General features: G+C 52.3%; 18 protein-coding genes. 6 read left to right on the top strand and 12 right to left on the bottom strand.

Annotation, left to right across the window (positions count from 1 at the left end; all coding sequences use genetic code 11):
* Positions 1–11: 11 nt before the first annotated feature.
* Positions 12–1,727: a RagB/SusD family nutrient uptake outer membrane protein gene (locus D3A97_RS11765; RefSeq protein ID WP_119078702.1), complete on the top strand. Its 1,716-nt coding sequence runs from the start codon at positions 12–14 to the stop codon at positions 1,725–1,727.
* Between the two features lie 89 nt (positions 1,728–1,816).
* Here the strand turns inward: D3A97_RS11765 and D3A97_RS11770 are convergent, their stop codons facing one another.
* The 4 genes from D3A97_RS11770 to D3A97_RS11785 all read right to left on the bottom strand — a co-directional run bounded on the left by D3A97_RS11770 (position 1,817) and on the right by D3A97_RS11785 (position 6,413).
* Entirely contained in the window at positions 1,817–2,968 is a 1,152-nt protein-coding gene (locus D3A97_RS11770; RefSeq protein WP_119078703.1) for a serine hydrolase domain-containing protein, read from the bottom strand.
* A gap of 123 nt (positions 2,969–3,091) precedes the next feature.
* On the bottom strand, positions 3,092–4,642 hold the full coding sequence (locus D3A97_RS11775; RefSeq protein WP_119078704.1) for a M61 family metallopeptidase: 1,551 nt from the start codon (positions 4,640–4,642) through the stop codon (positions 3,092–3,094).
* Between the two features lie 126 nt (positions 4,643–4,768).
* Complete coding sequence (locus D3A97_RS11780; RefSeq protein WP_157986496.1) at positions 4,769–5,719, bottom strand: right-handed parallel beta-helix repeat-containing protein; 951 nt, start codon at positions 5,717–5,719, stop codon at positions 4,769–4,771.
* A gap of 295 nt (positions 5,720–6,014) precedes the next feature.
* A complete protein-coding gene (locus D3A97_RS11785) occupies positions 6,015–6,413 on the bottom strand; it encodes a hypothetical protein (RefSeq protein ID WP_157986497.1) in 399 nt (132 codons plus the stop codon).
* 174 nt (positions 6,414–6,587) lie between these two features.
* Here D3A97_RS11785 and D3A97_RS11790 point away from each other — a divergent pair, with 174 nt between their 5' ends.
* Positions 6,588–7,409: a hypothetical protein gene (locus D3A97_RS11790; RefSeq protein ID WP_119078707.1), complete on the top strand. Its 822-nt coding sequence runs from the start codon at positions 6,588–6,590 to the stop codon at positions 7,407–7,409.
* Here D3A97_RS11790 and D3A97_RS11795 read toward each other — a convergent pair.
* The 3 genes from D3A97_RS11795 to D3A97_RS11805 form a co-directional block, all read right to left on the bottom strand.
* On the bottom strand, positions 7,406–8,542 hold the full coding sequence (locus D3A97_RS11795; protein ID WP_119078708.1) for an FG-GAP repeat domain-containing protein: 1,137 nt from the start codon (positions 8,540–8,542) through the stop codon (positions 7,406–7,408). The two genes, D3A97_RS11790 and D3A97_RS11795, sit on opposite strands and share 4 nt — an antisense overlap.
* Positions 8,543–8,603: 61 nt before the next feature.
* A complete protein-coding gene (locus D3A97_RS11800) occupies positions 8,604–9,077 on the bottom strand; it encodes a DUF4265 domain-containing protein (protein ID WP_119078709.1) in 474 nt (157 codons plus the stop codon).
* A gap of 33 nt (positions 9,078–9,110) precedes the next feature.
* Positions 9,111–12,050 (bottom strand): endopygalactorunase, encoded by a 2,940-nt coding sequence (locus tag D3A97_RS11805; protein WP_157986498.1) that lies wholly within the window; start codon positions 12,048–12,050, stop codon positions 9,111–9,113.
* 101 nt (positions 12,051–12,151) lie between these two features.
* Between D3A97_RS11805 and D3A97_RS11810 the strand changes: the two genes are divergently transcribed.
* Positions 12,152–13,177 carry a phosphotriesterase family protein gene (locus D3A97_RS11810; RefSeq protein ID WP_119078711.1) on the top strand — a complete coding sequence of 342 codons (1,026 nt, stop codon included), beginning with the start codon at positions 12,152–12,154 and terminating at the stop codon, positions 13,175–13,177.
* A gap of 8 nt (positions 13,178–13,185) precedes the next feature.
* On the opposite strand, the gene fabF is transcribed toward D3A97_RS11810, so the two are convergent.
* Entirely contained in the window at positions 13,186–14,430 is a 1,245-nt protein-coding gene (gene fabF / locus D3A97_RS11815; protein WP_119078712.1) for a beta-ketoacyl-ACP synthase II, read from the bottom strand.
* Positions 14,431–14,497: 67 nt separating this feature from the next.
* Between fabF and D3A97_RS11820 the strand changes: the two genes are divergently transcribed.
* On the top strand, positions 14,498–15,100 hold the full coding sequence (locus D3A97_RS11820) for a TetR/AcrR family transcriptional regulator (protein WP_119078713.1): 603 nt from the start codon (positions 14,498–14,500) through the stop codon (positions 15,098–15,100).
* On the opposite strand, the gene D3A97_RS11825 is transcribed toward D3A97_RS11820, so the two are convergent.
* Positions 15,095–15,757 (bottom strand): DedA family protein, encoded by a 663-nt coding sequence (locus D3A97_RS11825; protein ID WP_119078714.1) that lies wholly within the window; start codon positions 15,755–15,757, stop codon positions 15,095–15,097. The two genes, D3A97_RS11820 and D3A97_RS11825, sit on opposite strands and share 6 nt — an antisense overlap.
* A 109-nt stretch (positions 15,758–15,866) precedes the next feature.
* On the opposite strand from D3A97_RS11825, the gene D3A97_RS11830 reads away from it, so the two are divergent.
* A complete protein-coding gene (locus D3A97_RS11830) occupies positions 15,867–16,214 on the top strand; it encodes a DUF488 domain-containing protein (protein WP_119078715.1) in 348 nt (115 codons plus the stop codon).
* Positions 16,215–16,352: 138 nt separating this feature from the next.
* Here the strand turns inward: D3A97_RS11830 and D3A97_RS24830 are convergent, their stop codons facing one another.
* The 3 genes from D3A97_RS24830 to D3A97_RS11840 are packed head-to-tail and all read right to left on the bottom strand — an operon-like array spanning position 16,353 to position 18,529.
* The gene (locus D3A97_RS24830) at positions 16,353–16,523 is read right to left on the bottom strand and encodes a hypothetical protein (RefSeq protein WP_157986499.1); all 171 of its coding nucleotides are present in this window, start codon (positions 16,521–16,523) and stop codon (positions 16,353–16,355) included.
* Between the two features lie 54 nt (positions 16,524–16,577).
* A complete protein-coding gene (locus tag D3A97_RS11835; protein WP_119078716.1) occupies positions 16,578–17,894 on the bottom strand; it encodes an ABC1 kinase family protein in 1,317 nt (438 codons plus the stop codon).
* Between the two features lie 8 nt (positions 17,895–17,902).
* Positions 17,903–18,529, bottom strand: coding sequence for a TetR/AcrR family transcriptional regulator (locus D3A97_RS11840; protein ID WP_119078717.1), 627 nt, complete (start codon positions 18,527–18,529; stop codon positions 17,903–17,905).
* Positions 18,530–18,716: 187 nt separating this feature from the next.
* On the opposite strand from D3A97_RS11840, the gene D3A97_RS11845 reads away from it, so the two are divergent.
* On the top strand, positions 18,717–19,094 hold the full coding sequence (locus D3A97_RS11845) for a VOC family protein (RefSeq protein WP_119078718.1): 378 nt from the start codon (positions 18,717–18,719) through the stop codon (positions 19,092–19,094).
* Positions 19,095–19,097 lie beyond the last annotated feature (3 nt).

The following is a 19,097-nucleotide window of genomic DNA, read 5'->3' on the forward strand; positions in this document are numbered from 1 at the left end:
AGACTGTTTTTATGAAACGTATATCACTGAATATATTGCTCCTGGCCTGTGCATCCATGCTTTTCAGCGCATGCGACAAGAATCTGCTGGACCAGAACAATCCGGATGCCATCACATCAATAGACCTGTGGAAAGACCCCAAGCTCATTGGCTTGTACCTGAATACGATCTACGGCGACCGGCCAGGCTGGAATTATAACTTTTACGACAACATAGCCGACGACTCCCGTAGCAACTGGACCGGCAATGAGCCCAATAATCACATCTATGATCAGTGGATGGACGGAGATGTTGGCGGTTACACCGCTTACTGGAAATACGAGGAAGTGGTGAGGATCAACGACTTCCTGGCCAACATCGATGCCGCGCAGATGGACGACGCCACTAAAACCCGTTACAAAGGGGAGGCCCGGTTCATGAGAGCCTTTCTTTACTTTGAAATGGTACAGCGTTACGGCGGTGTGCCGGTCATTACCAAAGTACAGCATATTACAGACGACTTGAGCGTTCCGCGGAACAGCCTGAACGATTGTTTTAAGTTCATCATTGAAGAACTGGACCAGGCTGCCACAGAGCTGCCGCCGGATGCGCCGCGGGGAAGGGTAAGCAAAGGCGCGGCAATGGCTTTGAAAGGAAGAGTGGCATTGTATTGGGCAAGTCCGCAATATCTTACCACAGATGATAACGCCCTGTACAAAGATGTGGAGACCATCAATTCCAATACGCAGGGCGCTGGAGCGGCCGAACGCTGGAAAGCCGCGGCAGATGCCAGCCAGGCAGTAATAGCGCTGGGGGCGTATGACCTCAATCCCGATCTGAAAGCGCTCTGGCTGGACAAATCCGCCAATAATAAAGAGGCCATATTTGAGGTGCAGTACAAAAAAGGATTCAAGTCCCATGGCCTGGATGCGCTGGTGAAGCCGCCTTATCTCGGCGCCGGAGACGGTGGGCAACGTTTCCCGTTACAGGAGCTGGTAGACGCTTTCCCCATGAAAAATGGAAGGCTGATCGGGGAATCCGGCTCCGGTTACACGGCAAGCGATCCCTACACCGGCCGGGATGATCGTTTTTATGCCGCCATCGGTTATAACGGCGCCAAAACCTGGGGGAACAAAGGAGGCGTACTCACCCAGATCGCACTTGAAACTTTCGAGGGTGGCCGTGATTACGGGAATATGGATGCAGGCAACACCCTCACAGGATACTATACATTAAAAGCGCTCGATACCCAAAACATCAATTACTCTTACCGCGCCGGCTCAGACCAGCCATGGCTTGAAATAAGATATGCGGAGGTGCTGCTTAACTACGCGGAAGCAGCCAATGAATACATGGCCGTGCCGGACCAGTCGGTGTACGATGCCGTAAACAAGGTAAGGACCAGGGCAGGTATCACTACAGTGCTAACGCCCGGTAGTCTTACAAAAGACCAGATGCGCAGCCTGATCAGGAACGAACGTTACGTAGAGTTCTGCCTCGTTGAGCAAAAGCGGTACTGGGACCTCAAACGCTGGGGAGTGGCGCACGAGAAGCTGAACAATGTAAAACATCACAGTGTATACATCACCCAAACCGGCAGTACCTTTACCTATGATTATCCGGAACGCGACCCGCGACCGCTCAGGTTTGATAAAAGAATGTACTGGTTCCCCATCCCCGGTTCCGAACTTACCAAGAATCTCAAACTGATGCAAAATCAAGACTGGCCGCTGCCTCCAGGCCGTTGATATATCCGTATATCTATGTTGAATAAATATCCCCGTGCGTTATGCCCGGGGATATTCATTTAAACTATTTCAATTGGAGGAGGGACTAATTACCTCCACGCAGCGTCATACGCATTCTTGATCACAGTCTCCGGGTCGCCGATAACCGTTTTCCGGGCGTTGGTATGCCAGGCCACCTGTACATTATTGGGGAAATGCATAATAACGGTGTAGATGCCACGGTCCTGCTCATCTGCCCATAGCCCGTTCTTCCAGTAATATTCTCCGTGCTTCCCAACAATCTTGTTGTCAAAGCCCATCAATTTATCTTTCATGCGTTTCAGCATTGCTTTGGATACCAGTTTGCCAGCTTCCGCAGACAGCAGCACCTGCGCCATTTCCGGCGTATTCATGTACCATCCGCCAGCGCCGGCCTCCAGGTATGAGGTGTATTTCATCATGCCGTTCAATGTGGGCTGGGAATAGTTGTAGTAAAGCGTCATGGTGCGGTCAGGGCTCTTTTGCGTAATGGGGCCTGCATCGTTCCAGGGGCCAATGTCTATTTTAGCATAGTTCGGCAATCCTGATGTTTTGAATATCTCTTCGCGGATGTAAGTGCGGTAGGTCTGCGCCGTTTCGCCGGCAGCCAATCCAGGCAACCATGAAAAGGAATCTTTCCCCTTTACAACACAGGGAATCAATACGCGGCACAACAGGTAGTTCACATTATCATAGTCATAAAACGCCTGATTGTCGCCAAAGCCCGTGGTTGCGGTTTGCATAGTCTGGACCAAATCACCGTAGCTGTTGCCAAAAAAAGTAAGGCCAGACTTGTGCGCCAGCAGATGGGAGACCCTGATCTTTTTGTTGGCCGGGTTAACGGTCCAAATAGTTGGCAGCAGGTCTGCCACGAAAGCATTTTCATCCAGCCCTTTCGCTTCCAACACCCTTAACAGGGCCAGCGCTGAGATAGTTTTGGTACAGCTGCCGGTTGCCTGCCGGGTAGTTACCAGGTAGTCTGTTTCAGGCATGTCAATATCTTTTCTGGCAAGCCCTCCTTTGTCATACTTTACGATCTTTCCATCTTGCGCAATGGCGAAAGAGAAACCTACGGTTTTGCCTTCGAAGCTTTCTTTGAGGTTCTTGGAGAAGAGGGCAACGTCAAATCCTTTGTTAACAAAATCATCAGGTTTTTCACAAGCTGTGAGCAGGGTGCCTGTAAGCGCCAGGAAGAGGCCTGCGGTTTTAAGTAAAGTTTTCATTTTTTTAAGTGTTTTTGAGGTTCGGAGGCAAAGATGGGGCGGAAGAATGGGGTATCCGTAGCAAGTTTAACGAATATGGATTCCGGATTAACGAAATGGGGGAACGGGCATAGGATGCCTGCGCTATTTTTCTCCCAGCCAGGTTTTCAAAATAGAAGCCTGTAACGCATCAGGGTGTTGCATGCGGGTTAGTTGATAGCCGGAATCCATTGCCAGACCGGCATATGCAAGGTATTTCCGGTAATTGATTTCTCTGGTGGTGTAGATGTATTCAAACAGTTCATCCAGCTTGGTACCGGCAGTGCTTTCAACAACTTCCCGCAGCTCCTCTTCAGTAAACCCTCTTTTCTTCTGCTGGTAAAACTCCCGGTACAGCCGTCGCATTACGTCGTCCAGGGACTTTTGGTTGTTTGTTTCATGACGTATGGCAAAATCGAACAGCATCCCTACAACAGGGCCTTTGTCGTAATAGGAGATGGTTTTGTTCACACTGTCTCCGGTGCGGCCAAAGGGGCCATCGCGCCAGGTTTCGTAGCTGGCTTCCGCCAGGGACTGGTGTAATTTACCGGTTTTGGTTTCAAAGGCGGTGATATTCGACCGGATGTTCCTGAAGAGATCTTCTTCTGCTGCAATGCCGGCACGCTTCAGAATGAGGTATTCATAATAGACCGTCAACCCTTCTGAAACCCACAGCATTTTTGTTCTGTTGCCATTATCATAGTCAAATGGCCCCAATTCTATGGGGCGTATACGTTTTACGTTATAGTGATGAAAATATTCATGTGCAATAAAATTTAGCAGGCGCAACCTTCCTTCGGGGGAATGCAGGGCCGCTCCGTTGAAGCTGATGGTGGTGGAATTGGCATGTTCAATGCCACCGGCGCCGGGGCCAATGGCTATAAATGTGTACTGTTTGTAAGGAATATGCCCGATGATGGCGGAGGCTGTTTTCACGATCTTCTTCAGGTCATTCGTAAACTGCGCCTTGTCAAAATTACCGGGGTTGTACGCGATGAACCGGTGCGGAATGCCGGATACCGTGAAAGGCGGCAGCTCCTCGAGGTTGCCGGTCAAGATGGGGCAATCATAGAGCATATCGTAGTCTGATGCGGCATAGGTGAATGGTTTGCCTGCAACGGTATCAAGCCCTGTAGCCACGTTTTTCCATGCCCGAAAAGGTTGGATGATCACCTGAACGGGTTGATGCAATTGGCCCGCCGGATGCAGGAAAACACCTGCGGGTGAAATGTAGCCGCGGGTACTGTCCAGGAAGGGAGTTGCTACAAAGGCCCGCCTTGTGTTGATGATATAGGCAACAGTAAGGGTAGCGGCATCATTGCTGTGAACCCGCCAGGTGTTATCGTCCGTTTTTTCCCATGCAAGCGCGCGGCCGTTTTCGCCGGTTACGGCAAAACTATCCAGGTTGCGGGCAAAATTGAGCCGCTGGTAATAGCCCGGGGTCCATACGGGCATTTTAAGGTCTATGGTCTTCCCTGCCAGGTTATGGCATTGCATGACCACGCGGAAGTAATGTGCCGCGGGGTTGTCCATAGACACGGTAAAGGAGATAGGCTGCGCGGCCATAGTGAGGGATAACAGCAGGCAGAGCAGTGCCAGGTAATTTGTTTTTACCAGAAATGAGAATTGAATACCACAAACTGATAACCGGGGCATAATCCGTCATTTTGATATTAGATAGCAGGCGTTTACAAAGGGAATTTACTGTTTTCAGGGCAATTATCTGCAGAAAAGTATGGCCAGGACAGCACAAAAAGTCCCGCCTGGCCAGCAAAGCGTCAATTAATTATAAGTATTTGGAACAAAGATGCAATTGGACGTATCCTTGGCATATATCCTGTCACGAACAATGTTGTCTACCATCCGGTTAAAATTGATGGTGGAATGCTGGACATGGAGGATGTAAGCGCCATACGCATTGTGATGCATATAGTTATTGGTCACGAATATGTTCCTTATTTTGGCGGTAGTTTCGGTTTTGGCATTCATCTCTATCCCATTTCCTACGTTATATGCCAATTCACAGTTCGTGATATATACATTTTGCGCGGTATCCGCGTCTGGCTCAATGTCAATCCCATCCTGTGGTTTTGTTCCATTCGTGTAAGTGAATATACAACTGTCTACTTCCAACCCGTTCACGCCTCCAATGGTCAGGGCCTGCCGCCGGTTGTTGGTGCTGGTCACTCTTTTTACGATCACATCGCGGCTCACGATCCGGGCGCCGCCATCTGTTGTACGGCCTCCCACTACTATGCCGTCTCCCCAGCAGTTGGAGATGTGTGTGCGGTTGACCTTAACGTTCGTGCTGCCGTATATGGCAATCCCCATGCCCCATTCTCCCGTGGTGCCTGTATGCTGGTCACGGTCTCCTACTATTTTGCCGCCGAATATGTTCACGTTATCTGCAAATGCCACTAAAATGGCATGATTACGACTGCTAGCTGTGGGCCTTACTATTAACCTGCGCGTGGTATCATACATGTATAAGGTCACATTGTTTTTCATATTGATGGCGGTGTCTGCGTCAATGTAATAGCTGCCTGTCCGCACCCGCACTACGCCCCCTCCCAGGCCTGCCATGGAGTCAATGGCTTTCTGGAACGCCCAGGTGTCGTTAAGGGCATCGGTACCGTTGGCCCCTACATCGTTCACATATATTTCCGGCAGCGCCAGCGTTTGATTGCCGCTACTAATGGCTGACAGTTCATCTGTAGCAATTGAAGTTCCCATTTTGTAGCAGCCGGCTGCAAGACAAGTTAACAGGGCTCCTGAGAGGAAGAAAAAAAATGTTGCTTTTGAGACAGCAGAGGTATTCATTTTCGGGCTCATAACAAATTGTTTTGATTTTATGAATAGGTGATACAAAAACCTGGTTACTTGGGAATTTTTTCAACAAGCAAAAGGCGGCCCGCCACTTTTCAGCTATGGAAGCGGCAACGCGGAATATGGCCGTTTAATGATAGACAATCAAAAAAGGGGAAGGGAGTATCCGGGTAAAAAAGAAGGTGATTATTACATTTTTGTCTTATTCGTCTGATCGCTGTACGGTGGTATCTGCGGGGCGGGGCAGGGCAGTGTCTGCGGGCATGGTTTGGGTGCTGTCTGTATGTATGGTTTGGGTGGTATCCCTGGTTTTACCGGTGAGGATGCTGTCTGCCTGCATGGAAGTGATACGGGTATTCGGGGCATCGCGCTCCTGCCGGGTGAGAGTGCCCATTTTTTCCATTCCCTTCCTTTCTTTTTTGCTGAACAGGTGCTGTGGGTTTTTTTGCTTCCGGAGGCCTTCTTCAAAGCGGTACTCAGCACCCAGCCGCGGGGGCTGGTATATACGTTCCTTCCGCTGAAAGGCGCCCCTGAACCCGGAACAGCTATACAGCAGCAGTATCAAACAAAAAGCGGTCACTATCTGCAGGGGGAAACGCATGCTAACATGATATGGTTATGACTCTGGAAGTTTAACGTAAGGAAGGGCCGGTTTATTGCCCGCCTGGCTTTCCGGCGCCCTCCAACGTATTACCTGAGCTTCAGCCTAAAGTAGAATGGAACTATCGGTATTATACCGGTACAAAGTGATACTTTCCTGTTAATTTTGTAACTGATGCTCAACTTCCTGAAAGTACCAACGCTGGCATTGCTCTGCATGCTGACCGCATCCTGCGGTACGGCTTATCGCTTGCAATTGCCGCCCCGCCCGGACAACGCCGTTACCGGCAACGGTTTTTACAAAGTGGTGGATTCCATGAAATGGCATACGCGGGAACCGCTGGCCATGCGGGAAATACTTTCCGGCAACGTGCCGGGTTTTCTCAGGAAGTTTGTACCTGTGCATACTTCCATCACTACCGGCGGCGGTAAAAAGATCTCCGCTACTTTTTTTGTGGCGCCGGACTACCTGTCTATTGGCAGCAACAATGATTTTGCGCGGGTGCCGCTTACGCCAATTACCGGCCAGCGTATTGCAGACAGCCTGCAATGCTTTTTGCCCACGCGTAAAATGGTGGACGATATTTACCGGCAGGCCAATGTAAAACTGGAACCTGTGCCGCTGTATGGCTTTCGTGACAGTGCTATTATCTTCTGGCATCATCACTTGATCATTGAAGGCCAGCGTAAAGGGAGAGCAGGCCTGATTGGAGGTATCAAGAAGGATGTGGTGATCAGTGAAAAGGTGGCGCGAGACAGCAGGCCCAACAGGGTGGCCATTTACGGATGGCACCAACCGGACGGGAAACCCATTCAGCCATTATACACCGGGCATGTTGACTGGTATGTTGATTACAGCCATGGTATACGCCTGGTATACCGGAAAATAAAAGTGAACGGGCAATGGATGGACTACACGGAAGTGCTGCAGCACCCGGAGTACAAGGCGCTGCTATGCGACGAGGATGCTTGTGATTTTTTCAGGTACCCGTACTAACGTTTTACCTGCTCAAAGAAGAAAACACCCTTTTTGTTGGACACTACAATGTCTTTCAGCCCGTCTTTATTCATGTCCTGCACTACAAAGTTGTTGCCTACGCCTGAATTGTTGTCTATTTCATGCGCCGTCCAGGTGGGTGTTTTACCTGGCTTGAAGGCGAACCAGTACAGCATGGCGGGCTCATGCGCGCCGGGGTCTTTGCCGTTGTGCGCGTAATAGCGCTTGCCGGTAATGATGTCCTGGTGGCCGTCTCCGTCAAGGTCTTCCAGCGCCAGGGCATGGGTTTGGGAAAACTGTTTGCTGATCTCATGCGTTGTCCATTGGCCGTTACGTTGCTCATGCCACCAGATGCCGTAATTGTGGGCGGAAGAACTGATAATGTCTGCCTCTCCGTCACGGTTGGCATCAAGCACTACCATGTTGGCGCAGTCTTGCCCGAGGTTGGCGGCGTGAAATGTCCAGTTGGAACGGGTTACATCCGCGGGGCATTCCCACCAGCCGCTTTTGATGATCACATCTTTTCTACCGTCTTTATTCAGGTCTCCCCAGCCCAGGCCGTGTGTATACCTGTGCGTGCCGCGGAGGCTATCTGTGCTGATCACGTAGTGCTGCCATTGTGTATTGCCTTTGCCGGACGGGGATTTCAGCCATACCACCTGACGGGCTTCCGTATCGTTGCAGATAATATCGTTTCTGCCGTCTCCGTCTACATCTACAAACAGCGGCGTTTCATTGCCGGCCGTTTTCAGGATGATGTGCTGCCGCCAGGGCTTGCCCGTTGTTTGGGGGTTTTCATACCATGTACAGGCCGCGCCGGGCTGATCAAAGCGGATGAGGTCCTGCCAGCCGTCGTTGTTCACGTCTATGCAATAATTCAGGAAGGTAGTGCTGTAACCGCGTATGGCATCCGTGGTGTCTGCGTGCAGCAGGTGGCGCGTCCAGGTAGGGGCCTCATACCACCAGGGGCCGGCCAGTATGTCTGTTTGGCCGTCGTTGTTCAGATCTCCCACGGCTACGCCTTCAGACACAAATACATGGCTTATGACATGTTTCTTGAAAGATATGGGCGCACCGGCCGAAAAAATGGCTACAAACAGGGTGGCGGCGGCGTAGTAAAAAAAGTGCTTCATGATGTTTTCGTGGAATCTGGTGAAAAGAACAGGTCTTAAAATAGCAAAATAATCGGGTATCTCACAGTACAAAATAGCGGGGACGGTGGTTGTCAGACAGCAGTGCCTCTGCGTAATCCAGCACGCCGTTCCCGGAAAGCTGTTCCAGCTTCGGTTTTACAGGCCCGTAGTCCAGGTTTGCGGGAACGTCCAGCACAAAATAGCCGCTGCCTGCGGATACAGAGCCGCAGCCCATGTCCCGGAAAAGCCCGCGCAGCGCTTCCTCGTTTTTTGTTGTTTGCATTAACATCACCTGCACGGTAGAATGACCGGAGGGGGCAATGATTTCCAGGCAGGTGAAACAGTTCCCGTCTGCGTTGTGCTCCGCCCGTACAATATCTCCCCAGGCCACCCCGAGTACGTACAGTGGAATGCGCTTTATTTTATACTGCCCTCCCTTTCCGTTTATGGCTTCGGCCGGCAGAATTTCTGTGGTTTCTTCCCCGAGCACGCTGCTGTGAAAGCGGAAGGTTATATTTACCGGATCGTTCGTCATATCCGGCAAAATACAAAAAGCCCGCGCAATGCCTCAGAAATTGAAAGAGGAGCCTTGCCGGGAGGGCAGCGCGGCGGGTGATTGGCCCCAGCTTGACCGGTAATACTGCGTATTGTCTACATCCACACCGGTAGCATTTTTCAGCCTGATGGTGATGTTATTGCCAGCGGCCCTGACCGTTTTTACACTGGAAATGCGGGCGCCGTGCACATCGTCCAGCATTATAGCATACCGGCCGTCTGGCTCTTCTACATTAAAACTGCTGTTGGTAACGGTCAGGCCCTGCACGTGCCGTGCCCATAAACCGAAAGAGGGCTGCACCTTGAGGTTGGAGGCGTTATACTGGCCCACGCCCAGCTCGGGCGGCGTGGCGGTTGTGTCTGATAAAGGATTGCCGCCTTTTGCAAGTATGTGTACATCGTTCAGCACCATGTTCCGGATATAGCCGGTATGTTGGCCGTTGGGCAGTCTGAAATTGAGGCCGCCTTCCGTAACGCTATTGTCTGGCAGGCTGTAACCGGCTATAATGGGGCTTGCGCGCCGTTGGGAGCCGTTATAGGGCTTCCAGCGCTGGCCGCTGAAGGAGCTGCCGGCATATACTTCGTAAATGTCTATCCCGTTCAGGATGATGTTTTCCACACGCCCTATATTCATGTTTTTGGCCAGCAGCTCATGGTGCGGAACACCGTTGTCTGTAAAGGCATATTTGCCCACTTCGGCGCCCAGTATGCGTGCCCTGTTGGAGATGGAGATGAAAAAGGGAGTGAAGGTGCGGTACATTTTGGAGCGGGAATGCAGCGGGCCGGTGTGCCCGCAGTTGAGGTGGATGTCTTTAATATGCGCACCGTCGTTGGTGGAAATGGAGAAGCCGGCTTTGTTGGCGCCCAGCACGTAAATATTGTCTACGCAGATGTCCATAATATCGTCTGCCGTTTCCGAGCCTATCTGGAAAAGATTGCAGTTGGTGTCTCCAATTACATTGCGTACGCGGTGGCGGCTTGCGGGGCGGGTGAAGCCCAGAGAGCAGTCTGAGCCCGGCTTTACAATGTCGTCTGAACTTACTTTCGAGTAAATATTGGTCACGGTTACATCATTACATGCCATGAAATCATAGATGTCGCGGGCATTGGAAGTATGATGTTTGCCGAAATAGGTATTGTGTACGTTGATGTGGTCGCTGCCGGTGGCCAGCAGTACAAAATGCCCGGCGCGGTCTATCTGCAGCATGTTATCGGTGCCTGTTATCTTTTCGCCGTTTTTGCCGATATAATAGGGTGCGTCTTTTACTTCATCATACCAAAGGTCCTCCTGCCGGTAAATGCCGCCTATCTCAATATTGGTGCAGAGTTTCAGCGTGAACATCTTGTCTGCCCGGCTGTCCGGCGCATTGTTCATTACCTTGTCACTGGTGGCCAGGTTGCCGTTACCGGTAATGCGGCCGTTGCCAATGATCTTGATGTTGTGGAGGCGCTCTCCGAAGAACATGGTATTGCGGAAGTAATGATGGCCCACGTCCTGCTTGGTGAGATAGTTCTCGGGGTCTTCGTAGGGACCGGTGTCTGTGGGGGAAAGGCCGGAGCGGTACTTTTTGTCGCTGAACCAGGTGGTTTCCGGAGCGTCTGCGCCTTTGAGGGCCTTGATGGTGGCATCTTTGTCTACGTAGAGGTAAACATTGCTTTGCAGATGTACCGTGCGCACGCAATAGGTGCCCGCGCTGAAAAGCAGCGTACCGCCGCCGCTTTGATGCAGGTAGGCAATAGCTTCGTTTACCTGGGTGGTGCAATCTTCTCCGTCAGTCCCTTTTACGCCGAATGTTTTGATGTCCATTTTGCCGGAATAAAAGCGGGCGGTATTGGAAAAGCCTTTGTGCGCGCCGCTTTTAACAGACAGGCGGAACAGGTAACGCCGGTTGGGCCGCAACCCGCTGATAGTAGCGGTACCGTGTTGCAGGTCAATGGCGGCATTGGTGCGGGCCCATGTTTTGCCGCCGTTGAGGGACTGCATCAGCTCCAGGCCCGCGGCACCTTTAAAAGGGCTCCAGGCGAAGCGGGCAGTGGTATAAGTACCTGCTGTTTCCCGGTATGGCAGGTCCTGGTCAGTCACCCGCTCCAGGTCTGCAATCTGCGGCGTAACGGTCAGCACCGCTACTTCGCTGCCGGTACCGGCGCTGCGGAGCACTTCCGGTTGCGCTGTTGTATAGGAGGCTTTAAAATGATATCGGCCTGCTTTGGAGAGTTGTACATCACTGATCACCAGTTTTACGTCGGCGCCGTTGGCGGGCCGCAGGTCAAGCCCGTGGAGGCTAAGCAGCGTGCCGGTGGCCGCGGGGCCGATGCTGAACGTGCCTACCTGCGAATAGCTGTACCGGGAGCCAGCGCGGCCAATGGATTGGGCGGGCAGGTCTTTCAGTTTTACGTCACCACGGCCAATAATGTTGACGGTAACGTTATCTGGCGTGATGGCAATGCCCCGCGGGATGTGGATATGGACGGTAACGGCAGGGCTTCTCTGGCCGGCAGTGAAATAAAGTGTGAGGTCCCTTCGGGTATGCAGGGTAAAGGCCTCCTGCGCCAGTTGCAACCGGCCGCCAATAGCCATAGGGCTGAGGCGGATGTAATAGGTCCGGGTGTTTTTGCCGCCGGGTGCGGTTACCACAAGCTGATCCCCGGTTTCGAGGCTGCCTGCGGTTTTGGGAGCGCTGTTTTTCCCTATAACAGCACCGTTTTTGGCGGCCAGTTGGGATAGCAACTGTTGAACGCTGGTAGTGGTGGAAATGAGGCCCTGGTCTTCAGGCGTATCTACCGTAAAGGCATAAGTGCTGCCGGTGGCCACCACAATAGTGTCTCCGGTAATGCGGGCAATATGGGTGGCATGGGAGCCAATGCTTACGCCTGCGCCGGCAGCGGTGTTCTGCGCGGTAACGGGCAGTGAAAAGCAAGCTAAGGCGCAATGCGCCAAAGACAGTAGTTTCATAATCGTGGACTTAGCAGTATGTTATGTTCCGGCCTGCGGCGGCCGGCAAATTGTTCTCCCAAGATAATAAATCTGCCATGGTTTTGCGCTAACTTTAAGATATGCTCACGCGCAGAACTTTTCTCCGGCAAAGCGGCACCGTATTGATGGGCGGGCTGCTGCTCCCGGGGCGCAAACCTGGCCCCGGAGCTTCGGTGATGACGGTGAACGGCCCGCTCGGCGCCGGCCAGCTGGGTTTTACACTTACGCATGAACATGTGATGGTGGATTTTATTGGGGCTGATAAAACGAGCCCTGACCGCTACCAGGCTGAAGACGTTTTCAACACGGCTTTACCGGTACTGCGCAGTGCCAAAGAGCGTGGCTGCGCAGCATTTGTTGATTGCACGCCCGCTTATCTGGGCCGCAATGTACAATTGCTGCAGCGGCTGGCTGCGGCTTCAGGTCTGCACATACTGAGTAACACGGGTTATTACGGGGCGGCTAAAGAAAAATACCTTCCGGCGCATGTGTACACGGAAACTGCGGAGCAGCTGGCTGCCCGCTGGGTAGCGGAGTGGGAGCAAGGTATAGAAGGTACCGGCATCCGCCCCGGTTTCATCAAAACGGGTACAGACAAGGCGCCGCTTACGCCTGCCCAGCAGAAGATAATAGCAGCGGCCGCTATCGCGCACCTGGCTACGGGACTGACCATTGGCGTACATACCGGCAACGGTGCGGCGGCGGTGGAGCAGCTGGAGATCATACAAAAGCATGGGGCATTGCCATCCGCAAAGATCTGGATACATGCGCAAAGCGAGCCGGACGCTGCGTATCACGTGGCCGCCGCGCGGGCAGGAGGATGGGTGTCTTTTGACGGCGTAAGCCCATCGTCTATTACCACTCACATTACCTGCCTGCAGAACATGAAGCGGGAAGGCCTGCTGAAGCAGGTACTTGTTTCTCATGACGCGGGCTGGTACCACGTGGGAGAGCCGCAAGGCGGGCATTTCAGGGACTACAACTGTATTTTTGATACGTTCATGCCCGCCATGCGGCAGCATGGGTTCACGCAGCAGGAGATCAACACCGTGTTTGTGGAAAACCCGGCACGGGCGTTTGCAACAGGGGTGAGGAAGTCATCATAGCCTGCTTCCTACACTTTCCCGAATACCACAATACCATTATGCCCGCCAAAACCGAAAGTATTGCTCATGGCAATATTTACAGGATGTTCAATAGCCTGGCCGGTAACTATGTTGAGGCTGGCCGGCACGGCAGGGTCCAGCACAGTGGTATTGATAGTGGGCGGTACAATGTTGTGCTGCATGGCGCAAAGGCATATAATGGCTTCAATGGCGCCTGCCGCGCCCAGCAGGTGGCCCGTCATGGACTTGGTGGCACTGATCTGCATCTTGCCGGGCTGATCTTTGGTGAGCCGGAGTAATGCTTTCAGCTCGGAGAGGTCGCCAACGGGGGTGGAGGTAGCATGTACGTTCAGGTAATCTACCGCTGTAATGTCAATACCCGCTTCTTCCAGCGCCAGTTCCATGGCTTTTGCGGCGCCCAGGCCTTCGGGGTGGGTGGCCGTCATATGGTAAGCGTCTGCCGTCATGGCCGCGCCTTTCAGTTCTCCGTAGATGTGCGCGCCCCTTTTTACCGCATGTTCATATTCTTCCAGCACCAGTGCGCCGGCCCCTTCGCCCATTACAAAACCGTCTCTCTCCACATCAAAGGGGCGGGAAGCATGTTGGGGGTCATCGTTGCGGGCAGACATGGCTTTCATGGAACTGAAGCCACCCAGCGAGGCCGGCGTAACCGGCGCTTCGGAACCGCCGGTGATGATCACTTTGGCCTTGCCCAGCCTGATGTAATTGAAAGCATCCATAATGGCCGTATTGGACGTAGCGCAGGCAGACACGGTGGTGTAGTTGATGCCCATGTACCCGTTACGCATGGATATCATGCCGGAGGCCATGTTGGCTATCAGCTTGGGTACAAAGAAAGGGCTGAAACGGGGCGTACCGTCTCCCAGCACATATTCTTTCACCTGTTCCTCAAAAGTTTCCATGCCGCCCTGGCCGCTTCCCCAGATCACGCCTACATCAAACGGGCTCATGCTGCCGATGTTGATGCCGGCGTCTTTAATGGCCTCATCTGTAGCCACCAGTGCGTATTGGGTAAAAGCGTCCGTTCTTTTGATATCAGCCTTGTCAAGGTAATCCGCCGCATTGAAACCTTTCAGCTCGCAGGCAAACTGCGTGCGGAACAGGGACGCGTCAAAGCGGGTAACCCTGGCGGCCCCGCTGGTGCCGGCCGCAATGTTGCGCCAGAATGTTTTTGTGTCATTCCCCAAAGGGGTTAAGGCGCCCAGGCCTGTAACAACAACCCTCTTTAACATAGTGCTCTTTTATAGCAAATATAAACATAAATAATACCAACCGGTATAATTTATTATCTTCGCCGGTATGGAAAGCGCATCTTCCAAGGCTGAACGTACCCGCCGCTATATTATCGAAAAAACAGCGGGTGTTTTTAACACAAAGGGCTTTGCCGGTACTTCGTTATCAGACATCACGGAGGCTACGGGCCTTACAAAAGGCAGTATTTACGGCAATTTTGAAAGCAAGGAAGCGGTAGCCGTGGCCGTATTTGACCACAACCATGCGCAGGTGGTCAAAGAGGTTACCCGGCAGATGGAAAAAGCGGCCGGCTACTATGAGAAGCTGATGGTATATGCGCAGACCTACAGCCGCTTTGTTCGCAACAATTACCCGGAAGGCGGCTGCCCTATATTGAATACGGCCGTTGAGGCGGATGATACCAACGGGTTGCTGAAGCAGCGTGCGGCCGCCGCAGTGCTCGGCTGGAAGAAAAATATCGAGCTGCTGATCCGGGGCGGCGTGACCGCGGGAGAGTTCAAACAGGGCATAGATGCGGCGCAGCTGGCGCTTTCCATCATAGCACTGATTGAGGGTGGCATCATGATAGCCAGGGTAACGGACTCGCCGCGGCATCTCCACAAAGTGTTAAAAACGGTAGAATGGATACTGAACGGTATCAGGCTATAGGGTTTCCCGCTCTTTTTGCTGCCAGTCCCGCAGGCCTTTAACAATGCGCAACACTACCGGCACGGTTACACAAACAATAATACCCGCTACAACATAGTTCAGCACCGGCTGTAATGCGGGCCAGCTGCCGATCAGGTACCCCGCCAGCACAATAGCGCTTACCCACAGCAGGGAACCAGCCAGCGCGGGCAATATAAACTTCCGCAGGGGCATGCTGATCATGCCGGCAATAATGGGGGCAAAGGTGCGGATAATGGGCAGGAAGGGGGCTGCAATGAGGGTCAGCTTGCCCCGTTTATCATAAAACTCTTCCGCTGCTTTCAGGTATTGCACGCGGAAAAAGCGGGAATCTTTCCGCCGGTAGAGCGCAGGGCCGGTCTTTTTCCCGAACCAGTAACCGGTGAGGCTGCCCAGGAGGGAAACCAGGCCCAGCAACCCGCAAATGGCAAATACATTGTACGGCAGCACCCCGGTAGCCATAAACACCCCGCCGGTGAACAGGAAAGCGCCCGTAGGGATAAAAAACAGCAGGAACAGGGCATTGCCTGCAAAAAGGATGAGGCAGACGAGGGGCAGGCCACCGTACCGGATGAGCGCCTCCGCATCAAAAACGGCCAGCAGGGAATGGAGAAGGTATATGCTGTGGTTCGTTAACATTCGGCAAAGGTACAGTAAAGGGGCAAATTGCCGGAACGGAATGCCCGTTGCCGGAGTTGGCGGGAATCAGTAAACTGAAACAATTACCCTTCATCGTTGTTCTTCTAATATGATACACATTAAACGAATATACGAAGCTTATGCCCCCGCAGATGGTTATCGTATACTGGTAGACCGCCTTTGGCCGCGGGGCATCAAAAAAGAAAACGCCCATATAGACCTTTGGGCAAAAGAAGTGGCCCCGTCTGACGAACTACGGAAATGGTTCCATCACGAAGTGCCCAACTGGAAAGAATTTGAGAAGCGCTATAAAGCTGAACTGAAGGAGTCTGATGCACTGGCAACCCTGCTGCCGGACATCAAAAAACATAAAACCGTTACATTGCTGTACGGCGCAAAAGACGAAGAGCACAACCAGGCGGTTGTACTGAAAGAGCTGCTGGCAGCACGCCTGTAAATGCAAGATCAACCTTTGCGATATCCCCTGTCTGCTTTGCCTGTTTTCATCCGCGTAAGGTTTGGCATGGCTGCATACCGCTTTCAAAACAGCCATGATCAGCCATACGGGTCTGGGCGGCGCCCACCTGAAACGCGGCTATTCCGTATCAGCCGCCCCGGCCTTGGCAGTATCCGTTTCATAAGGAGGAACGCTGCGGTTGATCAGCTTTTCGTTACCCTTGTCCCGCGTTTTTTTACTGGATTGAAGTACCACATATACAATGATCAGCAATAACACGGCTGCAAGAGCGAGCAATGATAATAGCATAACGGTGAGTTTATAGAATCACCGCATATTGTGTGCCTGAATGCTACGGCCGTATTATTGCATGAACGACCGTATGCGCGCCTGCCCGGTGATGATATCCGCCTTCAGGTCACTCAGCATGGAGTACAGCCCGAAGTACGTACGGTTGATATACAGGGAATGGCGGCTGCCGCGTGCCACCTTGGATTCGCGTACTTCTTTCAGGTTAGCCACGTAGTCCATGTAGGCATAGATCTCGTTGAAATAGTTTTCGTTGCCGAAATCAAACCGTTCTACCGTAAAGGGATGGGTAAGCAGGCGGATCATTTCCTGGAACAGGCCGGAAAAGAAAACGATCTCTTTTTCCGTATCTGTTGGGTGTATCATTTCCAGGTTGGTGTAAATTTCCCTGCGCCGGGCTTCGTCTTTCAGCACTTCCTTATCTGTAAGGAGAAAATAGTTCACATAAAAATCTTCCGGCACTTCTTTCACGCAGCCAAAATCAAAAATACCCACCGTACCGTCTGCCCGCAGCAAAAAATTGCCGGGGTGCGGGTCTGCATGCACTTTTTTGAGCTGGTGTACCTGGAACTGGTAGAAATCCCACAGCGCCTGCCCTATTTTATTGCGCACCTCCTGGGAAGGGTTGGTGGCCAGGAACTCCTTCAGATGCAGGCCGTCCAGCCAGTCCATGGTAATGATACGGTCAGAAGACAGCTCCGGGTAATATGCCGGGAACACCAGGTTGGGGATGTGGGCGCACCGGGCAGACAGCTCTTTGGAGCGGTGCAGCTCCAGCGCATAATCTGTTTCCTCCAGCAGCTTGGATTCGATCTCGTCAAAATATTTGTCCATATCCACTTCGTTCATACCCACAATGCGGATGGCGAAGGGTTTCACAATGCGAAGGTCTGACCGTACGCTGTTGGCCACGCCCGGGTACTGTATTTTTACTGCCAGCTCTTTGCCGTTTTTGGCGGCTTTGTGTACCTGACCAATAGATGCGGCGTTGCTGGCTTTCATATCAAAGCGGTCATACAGCTGCGCGGGCGTTTTGCCCAATGTTTTTACAAAGGTGTTCACCACCAGCGGTCCGGAAAGAGGCGGGGCGCTGTACTGGCTCATGGCAAAACGTTCAGAATAGGCCCTGGGCAGCATGCCCCTGTCCATGCTCAACATTTGCGCCACTTTCAGGGCGCTGCCTTTCAGGTTGCTGAGCGTGGCGTATATGTCTTCCGCGTTCTCCTGGTGAAGTGCGTCCCGGGTAATAGTGGGGTCTATGAGCTTGCGGGTATAGTGTTTGATATAATTGGTGCCTACTTTCAGTCCGGTGGTTACAAACCTGCCGGCCCTTTCCACTTTGCCGGTAGGGATGTTGGTCTGTTCTTTCATCCGTTATGTTATTTCCTTGTCAGTATGAATTTTCCAAAATCCAGCAGGCTGTCCAGCGTATTGGACTGTATCAGCTGGAAGCTGAGGTGTACGGCCTTTTCAATGGCCGCGTCTGTCATTTCAAAGTTCAGGCTGCTGTCTTCTATCCAGTATTTGAGCACAAACAGCGCCTGCATCCAGAAGCCGTGTACGTACTGGTCTGAAATATATTTCCGTTCTTTTATTTCCGTGGTGAGATAACCTTCTTTGATGAGGCCGGCGGCATAGTCGTAAAAGGCCTTTTTGAAATCAGACAGCTGCCGCAGCTGTCCGCCGGGTAATTGGGAGCGCTGGTGTTGCTGCAGCACGTAGCTGCGGTCTTCCTTCAGTTTTTGCACCCAGAGGAAATAGAACGCCAGCAGTTTTTCCTGCGCGGTGTATTGCTGATAGGTGGGGTCGTCCTTTAGCTGGTCAACAGTACGCTGGAAGAAGTCCAGCCAGATGTCTCGCTCTACGCCTTCCATGGCGCTGTAATATTCATAGAATGTTGATTCAGGGATATCGAGGACCTTACAGAGGGCGAAAACAGATACCGGCCTTTTGCCGTTTTCGAGCCAGTAGCGTTTATATGCTTCGCGGATGGTATTTTTTTCCATAATCGGTACCTTTTAGATGATAAGAACTTGAGGGGGACATTACAAATTTACGGCGTGCGCGCTTACAACAATCGGCATGCCGGCGCCGTGGTAGCGGATAACGGTTGTATTCAGCCACAGTGGCCTGTTTCCAGCAATTGTTAAATATTTGCCAATTGCCTACTTTTAGGTATAAAACCAAGGCACGATGAAAAAACATTTTTTGGGGCTGAGAACGGCTATTTACAAGGTGCCCGATGTGGCGGCGGGGAAAGAATGGTACACCAGGGCATTTAATGCCGCACCTTATTTTGACGAGCCTTTTTATGTGGGCTTTGAGATTGGCGGTTTTGAACTGGGCCTTCAGCCGCTGGCGGCAGGAGAGGCGCATCCCGGTCCGGGAGGAGTGGAAGTGTATTGGGGAGTGGAAGATATGGATGCGGAATATCAGCGCCTGCTTTCCCTGGGCGCCACACCGCACTTTGAGCCCAGGAATGTGGGCGGCCCCATTATGGTGGCCGTGGTAAAGGACCCCTGGAACAATTTGCTGGGCCTTATCTACAATCCGCTCTTTGAGGCAAAATAGATA

The sequence above is a fragment of the Chitinophaga alhagiae genome (assembly GCF_003568665.1).
Taxonomy (GTDB): Bacteria; Bacteroidota; Bacteroidia; order Chitinophagales; family Chitinophagaceae; genus Chitinophaga; species Chitinophaga alhagiae.